Here is a 16,899-nt window from a genome sequence, read left to right on the forward strand (position 1 = left end):
TACTATGCAGTTGTTTAATTAAGAGTTAAATTCAAAACTCCTGAAATTAAACCTATATGACAACAATCAGTGCTTACCTTATAGGTACTGTTTATTACTTCTTTATTATCGATATACCCTTTAAATTGAACTTGCCTTTCTTCATTAGTATTAAGGCTAGAATCATTAACTAATGGATATTTACCAGATTGTTGTGCTGCTTCAAATTCAGAGTTAGAAAGTGATACAGTCATATCACTGTTGTTTTGAATGTTTATAACTTTAAAAGAATCTAGAGCAATTGGGTTTTGATCTTGATTTTTTACAGATACTAAAATTGTTCTAAATTCTAGAGTGCATACAGTGTCTTTGCAAATGTTATTGTCGTTACACGAAATAAAAAGAAGGATAGTAGATAATACTACTGTTACTTTAATGCTATTCACTAACCTAATCATATTCTTATATTTTTTTTATAAGATGTGAAAAAGGTAAAATGGTTGCGTTAAAGAGATAGGATGATTAAAAATTACAAGTGTTTTCTTAATTGAAAAATGAGGTAACAGTATGAATTTATTACAAAAAAACTCGCTACTAATAGTAACGAGTTTCTGGTATATGTTAAGAAGTTTCTTAGAACATCTCTCTTCCTGAGAAATGGAAAGCACCTTCGATAGCTGCGTTTTCATCAGAATCAGAACCGTGAACAGCGTTCTCACCGATAGAAGTTGCGTATAATTGACGGATAGTTCCCTCAGCAGCTTCTGCAGGGTTAGTAGCACCAATTAAAGTTCTAAAATCTTCAACAGCGTTATCTTTTTCTAAGATAGCAGCGATAATTGGTCCACGAGTCATAAACTCAACTAACTCTCCGAAGAAAGGACGCTCACTGTGTACTCCATAAAAAGTCTCAGCATCACGCTTAGTCATTTGAGTTTTCTTCATAGCTACGATTCTAAATCCAGCAGCGTTGATTTTTTCTAAAATTGCACCAGTATGTCCGTTTTCAACAGCATCTGGTTTAATCATTGTAAAAGTTCTATTTGTTGCCATTTGTATAAGTTTCTAAATGTTAAAAATGAAATGTACTACTCGTACAAATCGGCGCGAAATTACATATTTTTTTTAATTTAATTGTATATTCGCCACTTATGATTTTAAAACGATTTGAAGAGTTAAGAGAATTTCTTGCGAAACCAAGAAATATTGTGGTGATTGGACATAAAAACCCAGACGGTGATGCTGTGGGGTCTACATTAGGTTTAAAACATTATTTAGATAAAAAAGGGCATACAGTACAAGTATTGATGCCAAATGAATATCCAGATTTTTTACATTGGATTCCTGGATCAGAAACAGTAAAACGTTTTGATAGACAAAACAATCAATCTGTAAAAGCATTAGGAAGATCTGAAATTATATTTCTATTAGATTTTAATGCATTGCATAGAGTAGGTGATGATATGCAAAATACCCTTGTAAAATATGAGCATGATTTTGCATTAATTGATCATCATCAACAACCAGATGATTTTGCCTATATGTATTCAGATACAAGTATGTCATCAACCTGTCAAATGGTCTATAAATTTATTGATATGATGGGAGATGTTGATATGATTGATAAAAATATAGCGACTTGTTTGTATACTGGAATTATGACAGATACTGGATCGTTTCGTTTTCGATCTACAACAAGTGAAACCCATAGAATTATAGCCGATTTAATAGATAAAGGAGCGGAAAATGATCGTATTCATAGCAATGTAAGTGATGCGAATTCATATAATAGACTTTTGTTATTAGGGCAAGCGTTAAGTAACTTGAATATTTTACCAGAATACAAAACGGCGTTTATTTCTTTATCACAAGACGAAAAAGATAAATTTAATTACGAAAAAGGAGATACAGAAGGTGTTGTAAATTATGCACTTTCATTAAAAGGTATTGTCTTTGGTGTGATTTTTATTGAAGATAGAGAACAAGGAATAGTGAAAATCTCTTTCCGTTCTAAAGGAGTATTTTCAGTAAATCAATTTGCAAGAAAGTACTTTAATGGAGGAGGACACGACAATGCTGCAGGAGGTAGAAGTAGGGAGAGTTTAGAAGATACTATAGAAAAGTTTAAAACGTTATTACCATTACATAAAGAAGAGTTATTATCTAGTTATGAAAGTTAAACTGGCGGCTATATTGTGTTTGTTATTGTTGTTTTCTTGTAAAGAGCAGGAAGCAAGGAGGCCAAAAACACATTCTACACAGAGCTTTTATAAGGAGGTTCTTGAAAAAAACAAAAAGTTAAATGCTTTAGAAAAAAAGCGTTTAGAAAAATGGATTTCCCAAGATACTATTAATAACTATAAAGCATCGGCGCAAGGATTTTGGTATGTGTACCAAAATAAAGATACTGTGAACACTATTACTCCAAAGTTAGAGGATGTTGTAAAAATACGTTTTGATATTGTGAGTATTGCAGGAGATACCTTGTACAATACGCAAGAGAGAGAATATAATGTAGATAAAGAGGATTTTATTCCAGCATTACAAGATGGAATAAAGTTGATGAAGAAAGGAGAAACTATTACATTTGTCATACCGTCTTATAGAGCATTTGGTGTGACCGGAGATGGAAATAAAATAGGGATTAACCAACCCATTAAAAGTACGGTTACTTTAATAGATATAAAATCAAGCAAATAAATATGAAATTAACAAAAGTTTTAGCAGTAGCAGTTGCAAGTATAGCAATTGTTTCTTGTAATAATAACGGAGGATTAAAAACTAAGAAATCTTTAGGGAATGAATTAGATTCAGTAAGCTATTCACTAGGTTTAGATATGGCAGTGAAGATTAAAGCTAATTTTGATGAAATGGATCAAGATTTGTTTGTACAAGGATTTAAGAATGGTATGGATTCTACAAATTTGTTAATTAAAACAAAGGATGTAAATAATGTGCTTAGAGCTTACTTCCAAAAGAAGCAAGAGGAGCGAATGAAAGAAATGCAGGAGAGACAAAAGGACAAGGCTGCAAAAGACTTTGCTGATTATAAAAAAGAGAATGAGCAATTTTTAGTAGACAATAAAACTAAATCAGGTGTGCAAACTACTGCTAGTGGATTACAGTACATTGTTGAAAAGGAAGGAGCAGGAGAAGGTCCTACAGGAAACCAAAGAGTAAAGGTGTTGTACAAAGGAATGTTAACAGATGGAACTGTTTTTGATTCAAATGAAAATAGAAATAGCCCTTCAGAGTTTGGTATTACACAAGTAATTAAAGGTTGGACTGAAGGATTACAGTTGATGAAGCCAGGTGCTAAATACAAGTTCTTTATCCCTCAAGAATTAGCATATGGGTTTCAGCAAAGAGGACAACATATTAAACCTTTTTCAACTTTAGTATTTAATGTAGAGTTAATAGAGGTAGTTAAAGATGAAAATTTAGGTGCAGGTCATTCGAAAGGAGACGGACACGGACATTAATAAATGAAATAAAAAACACCAGTTTTAAACTGGTGTTTTTACTTTAAATAAACCCTTTAAACATGAAAATTGTAAAATATTTATTAGCGCTATTAGTAGTAGCGGCTTCTTGTAAGTCGGTAAAATATCCAGATTTAGAGAATGGTTTGTATGCAGATATTCAAACAAACAAGGGAGATATTTTGGTGAAGTTACATGAAAAGGAGGTGCCAATGACAGTGGCTAACTTCGTTGCTTTGGCAGAAGGGAATCATCCAAAAGTTAATGATTCTTTAAAAGGGAAACCTTTTTATGATGGGACTAAATTCCACAGAGTTATTAAAGATTTTATGGTTCAAGGAGGTGACCCAACAGGAACTGGAGGAGGAAATGCTGGATACAGATTTGATGATGAGTTTCCTATGGATGAAGAGGCTAAGTTAATATACCCTCATGATGGACCAGGAGTGTTGTCAATGGCGAATTCTGGACCTAGTACAAATTCAAGTCAGTTTTTTATCACGCATAAAGCAACACCATGGTTAAATGGAAAACATTCTGTTTTTGGTAAAGTTAGCATTGGTCAAGATGTGGTAAATGCTGTAGAACACGATGATTATATAAATAAAATAGATATTATAAGAGTTGGTAAAGAGGCAAAGAAATTTGATGCATCTCTTGTTTTTGAGGAAGAAGTAGGTAGAGTAGAGGAGCGTAAAGCGGCAATGGAGCAAGCTATAAGAAACAAAAAAATGAAGTTTCAAGAAGGGAAAGAAATTCATAAAGCAATTCCAACAGACTCTGGATTAAAAATTTTAAAGCTTCAGAAAGGAAATGGTAAAAAAGTGAATCCAGCTCTTCCAACAACAGTTCATTATACATTGTTTTTAGATGATGGAACAAAAATAGATTCATCTGTAGATAGTAATAAGCCATTTACATTCACTATTGATGATGCCAATATGCCTTTGATAGCAGGATGGAAAGAAGGTGTTAAGACAATGGAAGAAGGGGAGAAGGCACGTTTCTTTATTCCGTATTATTTAGGGTACGGTGAATCAGGGTATGGACCAATTCCGGCAAAGGCAGATTTAGTATTTGAATTAGAAGTATTAAAAGTAGGAAAGTAGTTTTGTTAGATTATATTTTACAAAAAGATAGAGAGTTACTTATTTTTCTAAATAATTTAGGAAGTGAGCAGTGGGACGGATTCTGGTTGTTTATAACAAATCAGTTTAATTGGATTCCTTTATTTGCTTTTATCTTGTATTTGGTTTTTAAAAACTTTGGACTTAAAAAGGGATTGTTTTTAATGCTTTTTATAGCACTAATGATTACTTTTTCTGATCAGTTTACCAATTTTTTAAGAGGTGTTTTTGAAAGACTTCGTCCAATAAATGATTCAAGTATTAGTCATTTATTAAGAGATAAGTTAATTCATCCTAAAAGTTTTAGTTTTACTTCTGGGCATGCAACTTCATCGATGACTATTTCTGTTTTCGTGTTTTTGCTGTTTAGAAAGATATATCCAAAGTATATAAAGTTAATATTTTTATTTCCTTTAGTCTTTGCTTATAGTAGAATTTACCTAGGGGTACATTACCCAACAGATATTACTGTTGGAGCTATAAATGGAACCATTATAGGTTTTGTGTTTTTTAAATTACACCAATTAATAACAAAAAGAATTTTTAATTAATTCTTTTTGTTATTGTAGTATAGGTACTTCGTACTGTGATAGAATCCGTTTAATAAACTATCCATGCTTTTTGTGATGTCCGGATTCTTCTTATATATATTTTCAAGGTTTGTACTTTTTAAGTTGTACAGACCTTGTTTTTTTGAAGTCGTAGTTTTATAATAATACATTGAATCAATAATTAACCCAGCTGAAGGTTCTCCTTCTATATTTTTATAAATAAAAGAAGCAGGTTTGGTTAAGGTTGAATCAAGGGCGTTGTTTCCTAATGTGTAATTTGTATAATCAATTTTGGCTAGTTCCATGGTAGTAGGAACGATGTCAATTAAGTTGATGTTTTTGTTTATAGTTTGTGGTTTAGCATACTTTGGAGAATAAATGAAAAAAGGAACATTGTGTCTTAAGATCCCTAATTTATCTTCATTTTCTTTAAAGTGTGTTATTTTCTTCATGCCTCCTTGGTGATCTCCAAAGAAAACAAATATCGTATTGTCAAAATACCCTGATTCTTTAGTTCTTTCTATGAATTTCCCAATGTTAAAATCTAAATAACGTAAAGCATTTAATTGTTCTAAAGATCTATAGGCAGATTTTTTTAAGGTTTCTGGGTTTACATCTTCTGGTTTTAAAGGAGTATAGGTTTCTTTTACATCAGGAACGGTAAAAGGCATATGGTTCGTAGCGGTTTGAATGTAGGCAACAAATGGTGTTTTTTGATTGTACAATTTCTTTAGTTCCTTATCGGCTTCTTTGAAAAGATCATAGTCGTCTATACCCCATACGTCAGCTCTGTTTTCTTCCTCGTAACTTCCTTCTTCAAACACTTTTAACCCGTTAATATTTGATTGGAAGACAGCTCTAATGTTAGCCCAGTTAGCACTTCCTCCTAAAAAGTACAACTTTTCATAATTGTCAAATTGATCTAATAAGATTCGCTGATTGATTACATTAGGATTTCGAGAGGCAGATCTTACGTTGTCTACGTCAGGGAGTCCTGTTACACTTGCGAATACACTACCGGCAGTTGTCGATTTGTGTACGTAATGATTGGTAAAGTTTATGCTTTTCTGCATCAAACTATCCATTACCGGAGTGCTTTTAATTGGGTTGCCATAGTAACTTAAAGCTCCATTTCCAGTTGATTCTAACATTACAAAGACAACGTTAGGTGTGGTTTTTATAGAATCATTAAAAACGGCAGTCCTTTTAAAGTTTAAACTGTCACTTTGTATTCCTAAGTACTTACTCATAACTGGGTAGTACTTTTTTGTTTCATCTATGTCAAACCCTTCTGATCTAAATTTAAAGCTGTCAAAAAAGTATAAAACTGGATTTAAGCTAAATTGATTGATATTTTTATTCTTAGAAAAGAATGCCTGACTCCATCTAAGTGGGTAGTGCGTAAAACTATTATATATTCCGAAAGCTAGTAATAGAAGGGTTGTAATAAACAAAACGGCTTTTTTCTTTTTACTAGTTGTTTCAGTTTTGTTTTTGAATTTGTTGAAAAGCCACTTATTGAATTTTATTGATAGATAAATAAAAAGAATAATACCAATAAGTCCCTTGAATACAGGGTAGCTTTCAAAAAATACTTGTGATGAAATTTTTAAGTTTTCGAAAAAACGTAATGCAGAAGCATTTAGGCGTAAGTTTAAGTAGCTAAAATGACCGAAATCAAACAAATAGAAGCTTAAAAGAATAAAATGAACCAATGAAAAATAAAGAACACTTATTTTTTCTGCTATACGTCTCCTGAAAAAACTATTAGGTACGGAGTATATAAAAATAGCTATTGGGATTATTGATATAACCGCTAGCTTAATGTCAAATCGTATACCTAAGAAATATGCTTTTTTAATATCATTACTTGTGGCGTCAGATAAATCAATGCTGTATGTATAGAAGATGTATCTTAAAACAAAAAGGAATACAAAAATAACAACAGTGTTGATAAAGGTATATTTAACGTAGTTAGGTATGTTTTTTAACATTATGGTGTTCTTTAAATGATGGCAAAGATATTTATAAAAAAAAAACACTTGGTATGCCAAGTGTTTTTTTATATCAAAAAAATAAAATTTCTTATTCGTCAAACTCAGTTCTTGTTTCCTGAGGTTTTTCTCCTTTTTCAATTTTTATGTTTAGTAGCTTAGTTTTTTCATCTAAATCCATAAAAATTGAATCTCCTTCATCTAGTTTAGAGTTTACAATTTCTTCAGCTAAAGCATCTTCAATGTATTTTTGAATAGCTCTTTTTAACGGTCTAGCACCATATTGCTTGTCAAAACCTTTGTCTGCAATATAATCTTTTGCGTTTTCACTTAGTGTTAAGTTGTAACCTAAATCAGCAATTCGAGCAAGTAATTTCTGTAGCTCAATATCAATGATTTTGTGAATATCTTCTCGCTCTAATGAATTGAAGATAATAACATCGTCAACTCTATTCAAGAATTCAGGAGCAAAAGTTTTCTTTAACGCACCTTCAATAATACTTTTTGCATGCGCGTCTTCTTGTTCTTTTTTCGAAGAAGTACCAAAACCAACTCCACCACCAAAATCTTTTAATTTACGTACTCCAATATTAGAAGTCATAATAATAATGGTGTTTCTAAAATCAATTTTTCTTCCTAAACTGTCAGTAATATGTCCGTCATCTAATACTTGTAAAAGAGTATTGAATACATCAGGATGTGCTTTTTCAATCTCATCTAAAAGAACGACAGAATATGGTTTACGACGAACTTTTTCAGTTAACTGTCCACCTTCTTCATATCCTACATATCCAGGAGGCGCTCCAATTAATCTAGAAATCGCAAATTTTTCCATGTATTCACTCATGTCAATTCTGATTAAAGAATCGTCAGAGTCAAATAACTCTTTAGCCAATACTTTTGCTAATTGAGTTTTACCTACACCTGTAGATCCTAAGAAAATAAAAGATCCAATAGGTTTATTAGGGTCTTTTAATCCAACTCTGTTACGTTGAATCGCTTTTACAACCTTTGCTACAGCGTCATCTTGGCCAATCACTTTACCTTTAATAAGATTTGGTAATTCAGCTAAACGATTACTTTCTGCTTCGGCAACTCTGTTTACCGGAATTCCAGTCATCATAGAAACTACTTCTGCAACATTGTCTTCTGTTACTGTTTCTCTATGTAATTTAGAGTCTTCTTCCCATTGGTTCTGTGCCGATTCTAAAGCAGTTTCAATATTTTTCTCGTCATCACGTAACTTCGCTGCTTCTTCATATTTTTGACCGCTAACCGCTTTGCTTTTACGCTCTCGAATCTCTTCTAGTTTTGCCTCAAGTTCTAAAATTTGTTGCGGCACAACAATATTTGTAATATGAATTCTTGATCCTGCTTCGTCAAGGGCATCAATGGCCTTATCTGGTAGGAATCTATCGGTCATATAACGATTGGTTAATTTAACACACGCTTCGATAGCTTCATCGGTAAATTCTACATGATGGTGTGCTTCATATTTCCCTTTGATGTTATGTAAAATCTGAACAGTTTCTTCTACGGTAGTAGGATCTACAATTACCTTTTGGAAACGACGTTCTAAAGCACCGTCTTTTTCAATATTAGTTCTGTATTCATCTAAAGTTGTAGCTCCAATACATTGAATTTCACCTCTTGCTAATGCAGGTTTTAACATGTTTGAAGCGTCTAAAGAACCGGTTGCTCCTCCAGCTCCAACTATGGTGTGAATTTCATCAATGAATAAAATGATATCTTCATTTTTTTCTAATTCATTCATTAGAGCTTTCATTCGCTCTTCAAATTGACCTCTGTATTTTGTGCCTGCAACTAAACTTGCTAAATCTAAAGAAACAATACGTTTGTCAAAAAGAATTCTAGAGACTTTCCTGTTAACAATTCTTAAAGCTAATCCTTCTGCAATAGCAGACTTACCAACTCCTGGTTCACCAATTAACATTGGGTTGTTTTTCTTACGTCTACTTAAAATTTGAGAAACACGTTCTATTTCCTCTTTTCTTCCTACGACAGGGTCAAGTCTGTTTTCTTCGGCTAAAGCCGTTAAATCACGTCCAAAATTATCTAAAACAGGAGTTTTAGACTTCTTTGTCTGCTTCCCTTTAGGAGGTTGTTGTCCGTATGGGTTAGATTTTTCATCAGAAAACTCTCCTTCAGAAGGAGTTTCTGCAATAGGATCTATGTTTAAGTTATAATCTTCTACATGAAGTTCTTTGTAAACAGCTTTTGCTTGATCGTAGTCTACATCATACTTTTGTAAAAGTTTTGTAGTTGGATCATTTTCATTTCTTAGTATACATAATAATAAATGAGCCGTGTCTATAGCTGAACTTTGATATAACTTAGCTTCTAAAAAGGTTGTTTTAATAGCCTTTTCAGCTTGTCTTGTTAAATGTAAGCTCTTCTTTTCGTTTGAGTGTAAAGAAGGGGATGAAGGATTTAATTTTTCCAGTTTATGGCGTACCAAATCTAAATCTACATCAAAAGTAGTTAAGATTTCAATAGCTTTTCCATCTCCTTTTCTTATTAAACCTAATAAAAGATGTTCTGTTCCAATAAAGTCGTGACCTAAACGTAAGGCTTCTTCTTTACTGAATGTAATTACATCTCTAACTTGTGGTGAAAAATTATCGTCCATAAAATTTATTTCTGTGTTGTGTAAAGTTAGTGAGTTTTTTTATTAAAAATTACAAAAAAAATGCCAATTCTGATTTGTGTCAATTTGTCTGTCTAAAAATGAAAAGAAATCTTTATAAAATTGTTAATAAAAAGGACTAAAACAACGAGGTAAACTTTGTGAATACGTTAAGGAAATTGTATCTTGCCATGTTTTAAAAAATAACACTTTTTTTGTGTTGTTTATAAGTGAGTTTTATACAGAGGTAAAATTCACTTTTTTATGAAAATAAATACTAATATTTTAAAAAGAAATATATGGCAGATGGCGAAAAGTTGATACCTATCAACATTGAAGAGCAAATGAAGTCGGCTTACATCGATTACTCGATGTCGGTTATTGTTTCGAGAGCATTACCAGATGTGAGAGATGGTTTAAAACCAGTACACAGAAGGGTTTTATTCGGAATGCATGAATTAGGTATCAAATCTACTGGAGCATATAAGAAATCAGCAAGAGTAGTTGGGGAAGTATTAGGTAAGTATCACCCACATGGTGATACATCGGTATATGATTCTATGGTACGTATGGCGCAAGATTGGAGCGTACGTTATATGATGGTTGACGGTCAAGGAAACTTTGGATCGGTTGATGGAGATAGCCCAGCAGCAATGCGTTATACAGAGGTGCGTATGCAAAAGATATCAGAAGAAATGTTATCTGATATAGAAAAAGATACGGTAGACCATAAGCTAAATTTTGATGATACATTAAAAGAACCTACAGTATTACCAACAAGAATACCTAATTTATTAGTAAATGGAGCTTCGGGTATTGCAGTAGGGATGGCTACGAATATGGCGCCTCATAATTTAACTGAGGTTATTAATGGTACAGTTGCATATATTGACAATAGAGATATAGAGATAGATGAGTTAATGCAACATGTAAAAGCACCAGACTTTCCTACAGGAGGAATTATCTATGGGTATGATGGTGTACGTGATGCTTTTCATACAGGGCGTGGACGTATTGTAATGCGTGCTAAAGCTACTATAGAAGAGGTAAAAGGACGTGAGTGTATCATTGTAAATGAAATTCCTTACCAGGTAAATAAAGCAGATATGATTAAAAAGACTGCGGACTTGGTTAATGAGAAAAAGTTAGATGGAATTTCTAGTATTCGTGATGAATCTGACCGTAAGGGAATGCGTATTGTTTATGTGTTAAAGCGTGATGCAATACCAAACATTGTATTGAATAAATTATTTAAATACACGCAGTTACAAACATCATTTAGTGTAAATAATATTGCTTTAGTAAATGGTCGTCCAGAACAGTTAAACTTAAAGCAGTTAATTCATCACTTTGTAGAGCATAGACATGAAGTTGTTGTTCGTCGTACAAAATTTGAATTAGCAAAAGCTGAAGCTAGAGCTCATATTCTTGAAGGATTAATTATTGCATCAGATAATATAGATGAAGTAATTGCAATTGTTAGAGGGTCTGGAAATGCTGATGAAGCTAGAGAAAAGTTAATGGAACGTTTTGAATTGACAGAAATTCAAGCGAGAGCGATCGTAGAAATGCGTTTACGTCAGTTAACTGGACTAGAGCAAGATAAGTTAAGAGCAGAGTACGATGAGATTATTAAGACGATTGCTGATTTAAAAGATATTTTATCTAATGAAGAGCGCCGTTATAATATTATTAAAGACGAATTACTTTATATCAAAGAAAAGTATGGTGATGAGCGTAGGTCTACGATAGAATATGCAGGAGGTGATATGCGTATTGAAGATATGATACCTAACTCTAAAGTAGTGGTAACAATATCTCACGCAGGTTATGTAAAGCGTACCAACTTAGATGAATATAAAGTTCAAAATAGAGGAGGAAGAGGACAAAAAGGAGCAACAACAAGAAATGAAGATTTCCTAGAGCATTTATTTGTTGGAACGAATCATCAGTATATGTTGTTCTTTACTCAAAAAGGTAAGGTATTCTGGATGCGTGTTTATGAGATACCAGAAGGAGGTAAGAATACCAAAGGTAGAGCAATTCAGAACCTTATTAATATTGAGCAAGACGATAAAGTAAAAGCATTCTTAGTTACCGGAGACTTGAAAGATGAAGATTATATCAATTCTCATTTTGTAATCATGGCTACTAAGAAAGGTCAAGTAAAGAAAACTCCTTTAGAGCAATATTCTCGTCCTAGAGCTAATGGTATTAATGCAATTACTATTAAAGAAGGAGATGAATTATTAGAAGCAAAATTAACTACAGGAGATAGCCAAGTAATGTTAGCTTTAAAGTCAGGAAAAGCTATTAGATTTGAAGAATCTAAAACACGCCCAATGGGACGTACGGCTTCTGGAGTTAGGGGAATTACTTTAGGAAATGACAACGATGAAGTTATAGGAATGGTTTCTGTAAATGATATGGAAAGTAACATTTTAGTAGTTTCAGAGAAAGGTTATGGAAAACGATCTAAACTAGAGGATTACCGAATTACAAATAGAGGTGGTAAAGGAGTGAAAACTTTAAATATCTCTGATAAAACAGGTGAGCTAGTTGCCATTAAAAATGTAGATGATTCGAATGATTTAATGATCATCAACAAATCAGGATTAACTATAAGAATGGCTGTTGAAGACTTAAGAGTTATGGGGCGTGCGACACAAGGTGTACGTTTGATAAATATTAAGAATAGTGATAGTATCGCAGCAGTAGCAAAAGTATTGCATGAAAAAGAAGAAAGTGAAAATGGCACGGAAATTGAAAATGAAGATAACGAGAACCAAGAATAACAAATAACAAATCATATTTATTTAAGATGAAAAAACAAGTTTTAGCACTTTCTTTAGGAATTATGTCTTTAGCGGCATCAGCTCAAAAATCTGAGTTAAAGGCAGCAGAGAAAGCTATAAAAAAACAAGATTTTAATACAGCAATTGCAACTTTAGATGGAGTGGAAGGTGCTGTAGAGATGGGAGATGATAAATATAAACCAAAGTTTTACTATCTAAAAGGACGTGCATACGCGGCTAAAAAAGATTATAAAACAGCGGGAGAGGCTTTTAAGAAATTACAAGCAATTGGAGATAAAAAATATGCATCTCAAGCAACGCCAATCATGAACAATATGATACAGGAGGTATCTAATGAGGCAGTTGATTTATACAACAACAAGAAGAATTATTCTAAAGCAGCAGATAAGTTTTATTTAACGTATGTGTTAAGCCCAAGAGATACTTCATTTGCATACAATGCTGCAGTATCTGCAACGCAAGCAAAGGAATATGACAAGGCGTTAGAATTTTATGGTGAGTTAAGAAAAATTGGATATACTGGTATTGAAACTAAATATGTTGCTACTAACAAAGCTACTGGAAAGGTAGAGAATTTAGGATCAAAGCAACAGAGAGATTTAATGGTGAAGTCAGGAGAATATTCAAATCCAACAACTGAGGTTTCAAAATCAAAGGCTGCTAGTATTGTTAAGAATGTAGCGTTAATTTTAAAGGAGCAAGGGAAAGTTGATGAGGCTATTGCTGCATTTAAAGACGCTAGAGCATCTTCTCCAAAAGATTTAAACTTAATTTTAAACGAGGCTCAGTTATATGTTGAGATGGGTAAAATGGATAAGTTTGGAGATTTAATGGAAGAAGCAGTTTCTTTAGATCCAGAAAACCCAACATTATATTATAATTTAGGAGTAGTAAATTATAATCAAGCAAGAATGGATGAGGCTAAAAAATACTACGAAAAAGCTATTGAATTAAAGCCTAACTATGGAGATGCTTATATGAACTTAGCAGTAGTTGTTTTAGATAAGGACAAAGCTATTGTTGAAGAGATGAACAAAAACTTATCTAACTTCAAGAAGTATGATGAGTTAGCATTAAAGCAAAAAGAAGTTTATAAAGAAGCTTTACCATTCTTAGAAAAAGCAGATTCATTAAAAAGAACGATTGATACTGTAAAAACTTTAATGAATTTATATGAAGTTTTAGAAATGGAAGCGAAAGCTAAAGAGTATAGAGATATCTACAAATCAATGAAGTAAAATTTATTGAATTCCAATATCAAAAAGCCGAAACATTAGTTTCGGTTTTTTTTGTATAAAATTTATTAATAAGACTATTGTTTTTACTTAATCATTTCATTTGATGTTTCTTGTTGAGTGTTGTATTTTTACATACGCTTAATAAAGAATTTCAAATGAAAATTATAATATCTCCAGCAAAATCACTTGATTTTGAAAGTAAAGTTTCAACAGAATTGTATACGCAGCCTCAATTTTTAGAGGAATCTAGTAAGTTGAATAAAAAGTTAAAAACACTGTCTAGAAAGAAGTTATCAGAATTAATGAAGATTTCTCCTGATTTAGCAGCTTTGAATTATGAGAGAAATCAAGTGTGGAACCCTGATTTCACTCCAGATAACGCAAAGCAAGCGGTTTTTGCTTTTACAGGAGAGGTATATAGAGGTTTAGATGTTAATAGTTTAGAAGAAGATAAGTTACCGGTACTTCAAGAGAAGTTAAGAATATTATCTGGCTTATATGGATTGTTGAAACCGTTAGATTTAATGCAGCCATATCGTTTAGAAATGGGAACAAAACTTAAAGTTGGTAGAAAAGAGAATTTGTATAAGTTCTGGGGAGATTCAGTAGCGGAAGCATTAAATGAAGAAATGGAGGGTAATGAGTTGTTTGTGAACCTAGCTAGTGCAGAATATTTTAAGGTAATTCCAAAAAAAGTACTTAAAGTACCTATGATAACTCCGGTTTTTAAGGATTTTAAAAATGGACAATATAAAACCATAATGACTTTCGCGAAGAAGGCAAGAGGTTTAATGGTTCGTTATATTGTAGACAATGATATTACAACCTTAGAAGGTTTAAAAGGGTTTGATACTGATGGTTATGGGTTTTCAGAAGAAATGTCTACTGAAACCGAATTAGTATTTACGAGATAAGTCTTTTAAATAATAGGGTTTAAACTAAAAATGGTCCATCTATTGAATAGATGGACCATTTTCTATGTGTTATTTATAGATAAAATATGTCGTTTTCTAACAATCGGCTAAACCAACGGTAATAGCTAAACCTCCTTCAGAGGTCTCTTTATAGTTTCGGTTCATATCTTTAGCGGTTTCCCACATAGTGTCAATAACCTTATCTAAAGGTACTTTAGACTCTTTAGGATTCGTTTCTAGAGCTAATTCAGCTGCATTAATAGCTTTTATAGCTCCCATAGCATTACGTTCAATACAAGGCACCTGAACAAGTCCTCCAATAGGATCACATGTCAATCCTAAATGATGTTCCATGGCAATTTCAGCAGCAACCAAACATTGTGCAGGTGTTCCTCCTAATAATTCAGTTAAAGCAGCAGCGGCCATTGCTGAAGAAACTCCAATTTCAGCCTGACATCCTCCCATAGCAGCAGAAATAGTTGCGTTTTTCTTAAAAATACTTCCTATTTCACCTGCGGTAAGTAAAAATTTACGAATATGCTCTGTATTGGCTTCGTGATTTTCAATGACCATATAATACATAAGAACTGCTGGAATTACCCCAGCGCTTCCATTCGTTGGAGCTGTTACAACACGCCCTAAAGATGCGTTTACTTCATTTACTGATAAGGCCAAACAACTAACCCATTTTAAGATTTCACGAAACTTAACTTCAGTTTTTCTGATGGAGCCAATCCATTCTTCCTTTGAAGTATAAGAAGCTCCTTTAATGAGTTTTTTGTGAGTTTCGAAAGCTCTACGCTTTACGTTAAGACCACCTGGTAAGATTCCTTCTGTATGACATCCAATATACATACATTCTAACATGGTGTTCCAAATTCTATCTAACTCTGAGTTAATAGTGTCTTTATCTCTAAGAACTAGCTCGTTTTCAAAAACAATATCAGAAATAGCTTTGTTTAGCTCTTCACAATAAGCCTCAAGCTCAGTAGCTCTGTTTATTGGAAAAGGAAAGTTTTGTTTGTTTATTTCTTCGCTTTCAGTGGCTTCAACGTTTTCTTGAATAACAAAGCCTCCTCCGATGGAATAATACGTTTCAGTAGAGATTTCTTTATGATTAGAGTTAAAAGCTCTAAAGGTTAATCCATTCGAATGAAAGTCTAAAAAATCACGATTAAAAACAACATTGTCAAATGAAAATTCTAACTCTTTTTCATTGTTAAACTGAAGTTTATCAGTAGATTTAATAAGTTCAATGATATTTTCAATATCTTCAATAGGAATATATTCAGGATCAGTTCCGCTAAGGCCTAATAATACAGCCAAATCAGTAGCATGTCCCTTTCCTGTTAAGGACAAAGAACCATATAAATCAACTTTTACAGCAGATACCTCATTAAAAAGACTAGAATCTTTTAATTTATGTATCCATTGTTGAGCAGCTCTCCAAGGGCCTAAGGTGTGTGAACTAGAAGGTCCTACACCAATTTTTAGCATATCAAAAACACTAATAAATTGAGACATATATAACGTTGTTTGTAGATGGCTAAAATAAAAAAATCCTGTATTGAAAATCAATACAGGATTCATATTTTTTAATACAATAGTATTACATTCCGTATACAGACTCCTTGTCAAATTTCTTAACAAGCATATAATATACTACTGCACGATATTTGTTTCTTTCAGATCTTCCGATTCTTTCCATAACATCATCAATCGCTTTATCTAATTCAGCACTATCAGCCAAACCTAATTTTTTCATTAAGAAGTTTTTCTTAACAGTTTCTAATTCTTTAGGATCTGTACCAGAAACAGTTTCAGCATCTTTCTTATAAATAGAAGGACCTAAACCTTTAGTTACAGCTGTTAATAAATCAGTATTTGAACGGATGTCTCTATCATCCATGAATTTTTTGTAAAGCGCTACTTTTTCGTCAAATTTACTCATGATTTTTTGTTTAAAAAGTTTAATTTAAATTTTGTGACTTTTCATCCTTTCAAATATAGAAAAATAAATTAGCTAATCAAATCTCTTTTTAGGGCAAAGTCAAAATGTGAAATTGTTAATTAATTTGTTGAAAACAATTAGCACTTGTAGTAAATAGGCACTATTCTTGTAGTAAATTTATATGAATTCAAATCTGAAGC

Annotated in this window: 14 protein-coding genes; 8 read left to right on the top strand and 6 right to left on the bottom strand. The window is 32.5% G+C overall.

What is annotated here, in order from left to right; genetic code table 11:
• Nucleotides 1-14: 14 nt before the first annotated feature.
• Nucleotides 15-437 carry a hypothetical protein gene (locus Q0873_RS01035; protein ID WP_299103872.1) on the bottom strand — a complete coding sequence of 141 codons (423 nt, stop codon included), beginning with the start codon at nucleotides 435-437 and terminating at the stop codon, nucleotides 15-17.
• Between the two features lie 175 nt (nucleotides 438-612).
• Nucleotides 613-1,032, bottom strand: a complete 420-nt coding sequence (locus Q0873_RS01040) for a nucleoside-diphosphate kinase (RefSeq protein ID WP_028892988.1) — start codon at nucleotides 1,030-1,032, stop codon at nucleotides 613-615.
• A gap of 98 nt (nucleotides 1,033-1,130) precedes the next feature.
• Between Q0873_RS01040 and Q0873_RS01045 the strand changes: the two genes are divergently transcribed.
• The 5 genes from Q0873_RS01045 (at nucleotide 1,131) to Q0873_RS01065 (ending at nucleotide 5,139) form a co-directional block, all read left to right on the top strand.
• Nucleotides 1,131-2,159 carry a bifunctional oligoribonuclease/PAP phosphatase NrnA gene (locus tag Q0873_RS01045; protein WP_299103874.1) on the top strand — a complete coding sequence of 343 codons (1,029 nt, stop codon included), beginning with the start codon at nucleotides 1,131-1,133 and terminating at the stop codon, nucleotides 2,157-2,159.
• Nucleotides 2,149-2,679, top strand: a complete 531-nt coding sequence (gldI, locus tag Q0873_RS01050; protein ID WP_299103875.1) for a gliding motility-associated peptidyl-prolyl isomerase GldI — start codon at nucleotides 2,149-2,151, stop codon at nucleotides 2,677-2,679. The genes Q0873_RS01045 and gldI overlap by 11 nt, the downstream gene beginning before the upstream one ends.
• 2 nt (nucleotides 2,680-2,681) lie before the next feature.
• On the top strand, nucleotides 2,682-3,461 hold the full coding sequence (locus Q0873_RS01055) for an FKBP-type peptidyl-prolyl cis-trans isomerase (RefSeq protein ID WP_299103876.1): 780 nt from the start codon (nucleotides 2,682-2,684) through the stop codon (nucleotides 3,459-3,461).
• 62 nt (nucleotides 3,462-3,523) lie between these two features.
• Nucleotides 3,524-4,570: a peptidylprolyl isomerase gene (locus Q0873_RS01060; RefSeq protein WP_299103878.1), complete on the top strand. Its 1,047-nt coding sequence runs from the start codon at nucleotides 3,524-3,526 to the stop codon at nucleotides 4,568-4,570.
• Between the two features lie 2 nt (nucleotides 4,571-4,572).
• Complete coding sequence (locus tag Q0873_RS01065) at nucleotides 4,573-5,139, top strand: phosphatase PAP2 family protein (RefSeq protein WP_299103879.1); 567 nt, start codon at nucleotides 4,573-4,575, stop codon at nucleotides 5,137-5,139.
• Here the strand turns inward: Q0873_RS01065 and Q0873_RS01070 are convergent.
• Nucleotides 5,136-7,133, bottom strand: a complete 1,998-nt coding sequence (locus tag Q0873_RS01070; protein ID WP_299103880.1) for an LTA synthase family protein — start codon at nucleotides 7,131-7,133, stop codon at nucleotides 5,136-5,138. The two genes, Q0873_RS01065 and Q0873_RS01070, sit on opposite strands and share 4 nt — an antisense overlap.
• Before the next feature lie 91 nt (nucleotides 7,134-7,224).
• Nucleotides 7,225-9,783, bottom strand: coding sequence for an ATP-dependent Clp protease ATP-binding subunit (locus Q0873_RS01075; RefSeq protein WP_299103881.1), 2,559 nt, complete (start codon nucleotides 9,781-9,783; stop codon nucleotides 7,225-7,227).
• A gap of 296 nt (nucleotides 9,784-10,079) precedes the next feature.
• Between Q0873_RS01075 and gyrA the strand changes: the two genes are divergently transcribed.
• The 3 genes from gyrA (at nucleotide 10,080) to yaaA (ending at nucleotide 14,748) form a co-directional block, all read left to right on the top strand.
• Nucleotides 10,080-12,575 (top strand): DNA gyrase subunit A, encoded by a 2,496-nt coding sequence (gene gyrA / locus Q0873_RS01080; protein ID WP_299103882.1) that lies wholly within the window; start codon nucleotides 10,080-10,082, stop codon nucleotides 12,573-12,575.
• A gap of 26 nt (nucleotides 12,576-12,601) precedes the next feature.
• A complete protein-coding gene (locus Q0873_RS01085) occupies nucleotides 12,602-13,834 on the top strand; it encodes a tetratricopeptide repeat protein (protein ID WP_299103883.1) in 1,233 nt (410 codons plus the stop codon).
• 155 nt (nucleotides 13,835-13,989) lie between these two features.
• Nucleotides 13,990-14,748 (top strand): peroxide stress protein YaaA, encoded by a 759-nt coding sequence (gene yaaA / locus Q0873_RS01090; RefSeq protein ID WP_299103884.1) that lies wholly within the window; start codon nucleotides 13,990-13,992, stop codon nucleotides 14,746-14,748.
• Between the two features lie 96 nt (nucleotides 14,749-14,844).
• Here yaaA and Q0873_RS01095 read toward each other — a convergent pair whose 3' ends face one another.
• Nucleotides 14,845-16,272 (bottom strand): L-serine ammonia-lyase, encoded by a 1,428-nt coding sequence (locus Q0873_RS01095; protein WP_299103885.1) that lies wholly within the window; start codon nucleotides 16,270-16,272, stop codon nucleotides 14,845-14,847.
• An 85-nt stretch (nucleotides 16,273-16,357) separates the two neighbouring features.
• Entirely contained in the window at nucleotides 16,358-16,699 is a 342-nt protein-coding gene (locus tag Q0873_RS01100) for a DUF2853 family protein (protein WP_299103886.1), read from the bottom strand.
• Between the last annotated feature and the right edge of the window lie 200 nt (nucleotides 16,700-16,899).

The organism is uncultured Tenacibaculum sp., from assembly GCF_947498805.1.
Lineage (GTDB): Bacteria > Bacteroidota > Bacteroidia > Flavobacteriales > Flavobacteriaceae > Polaribacter.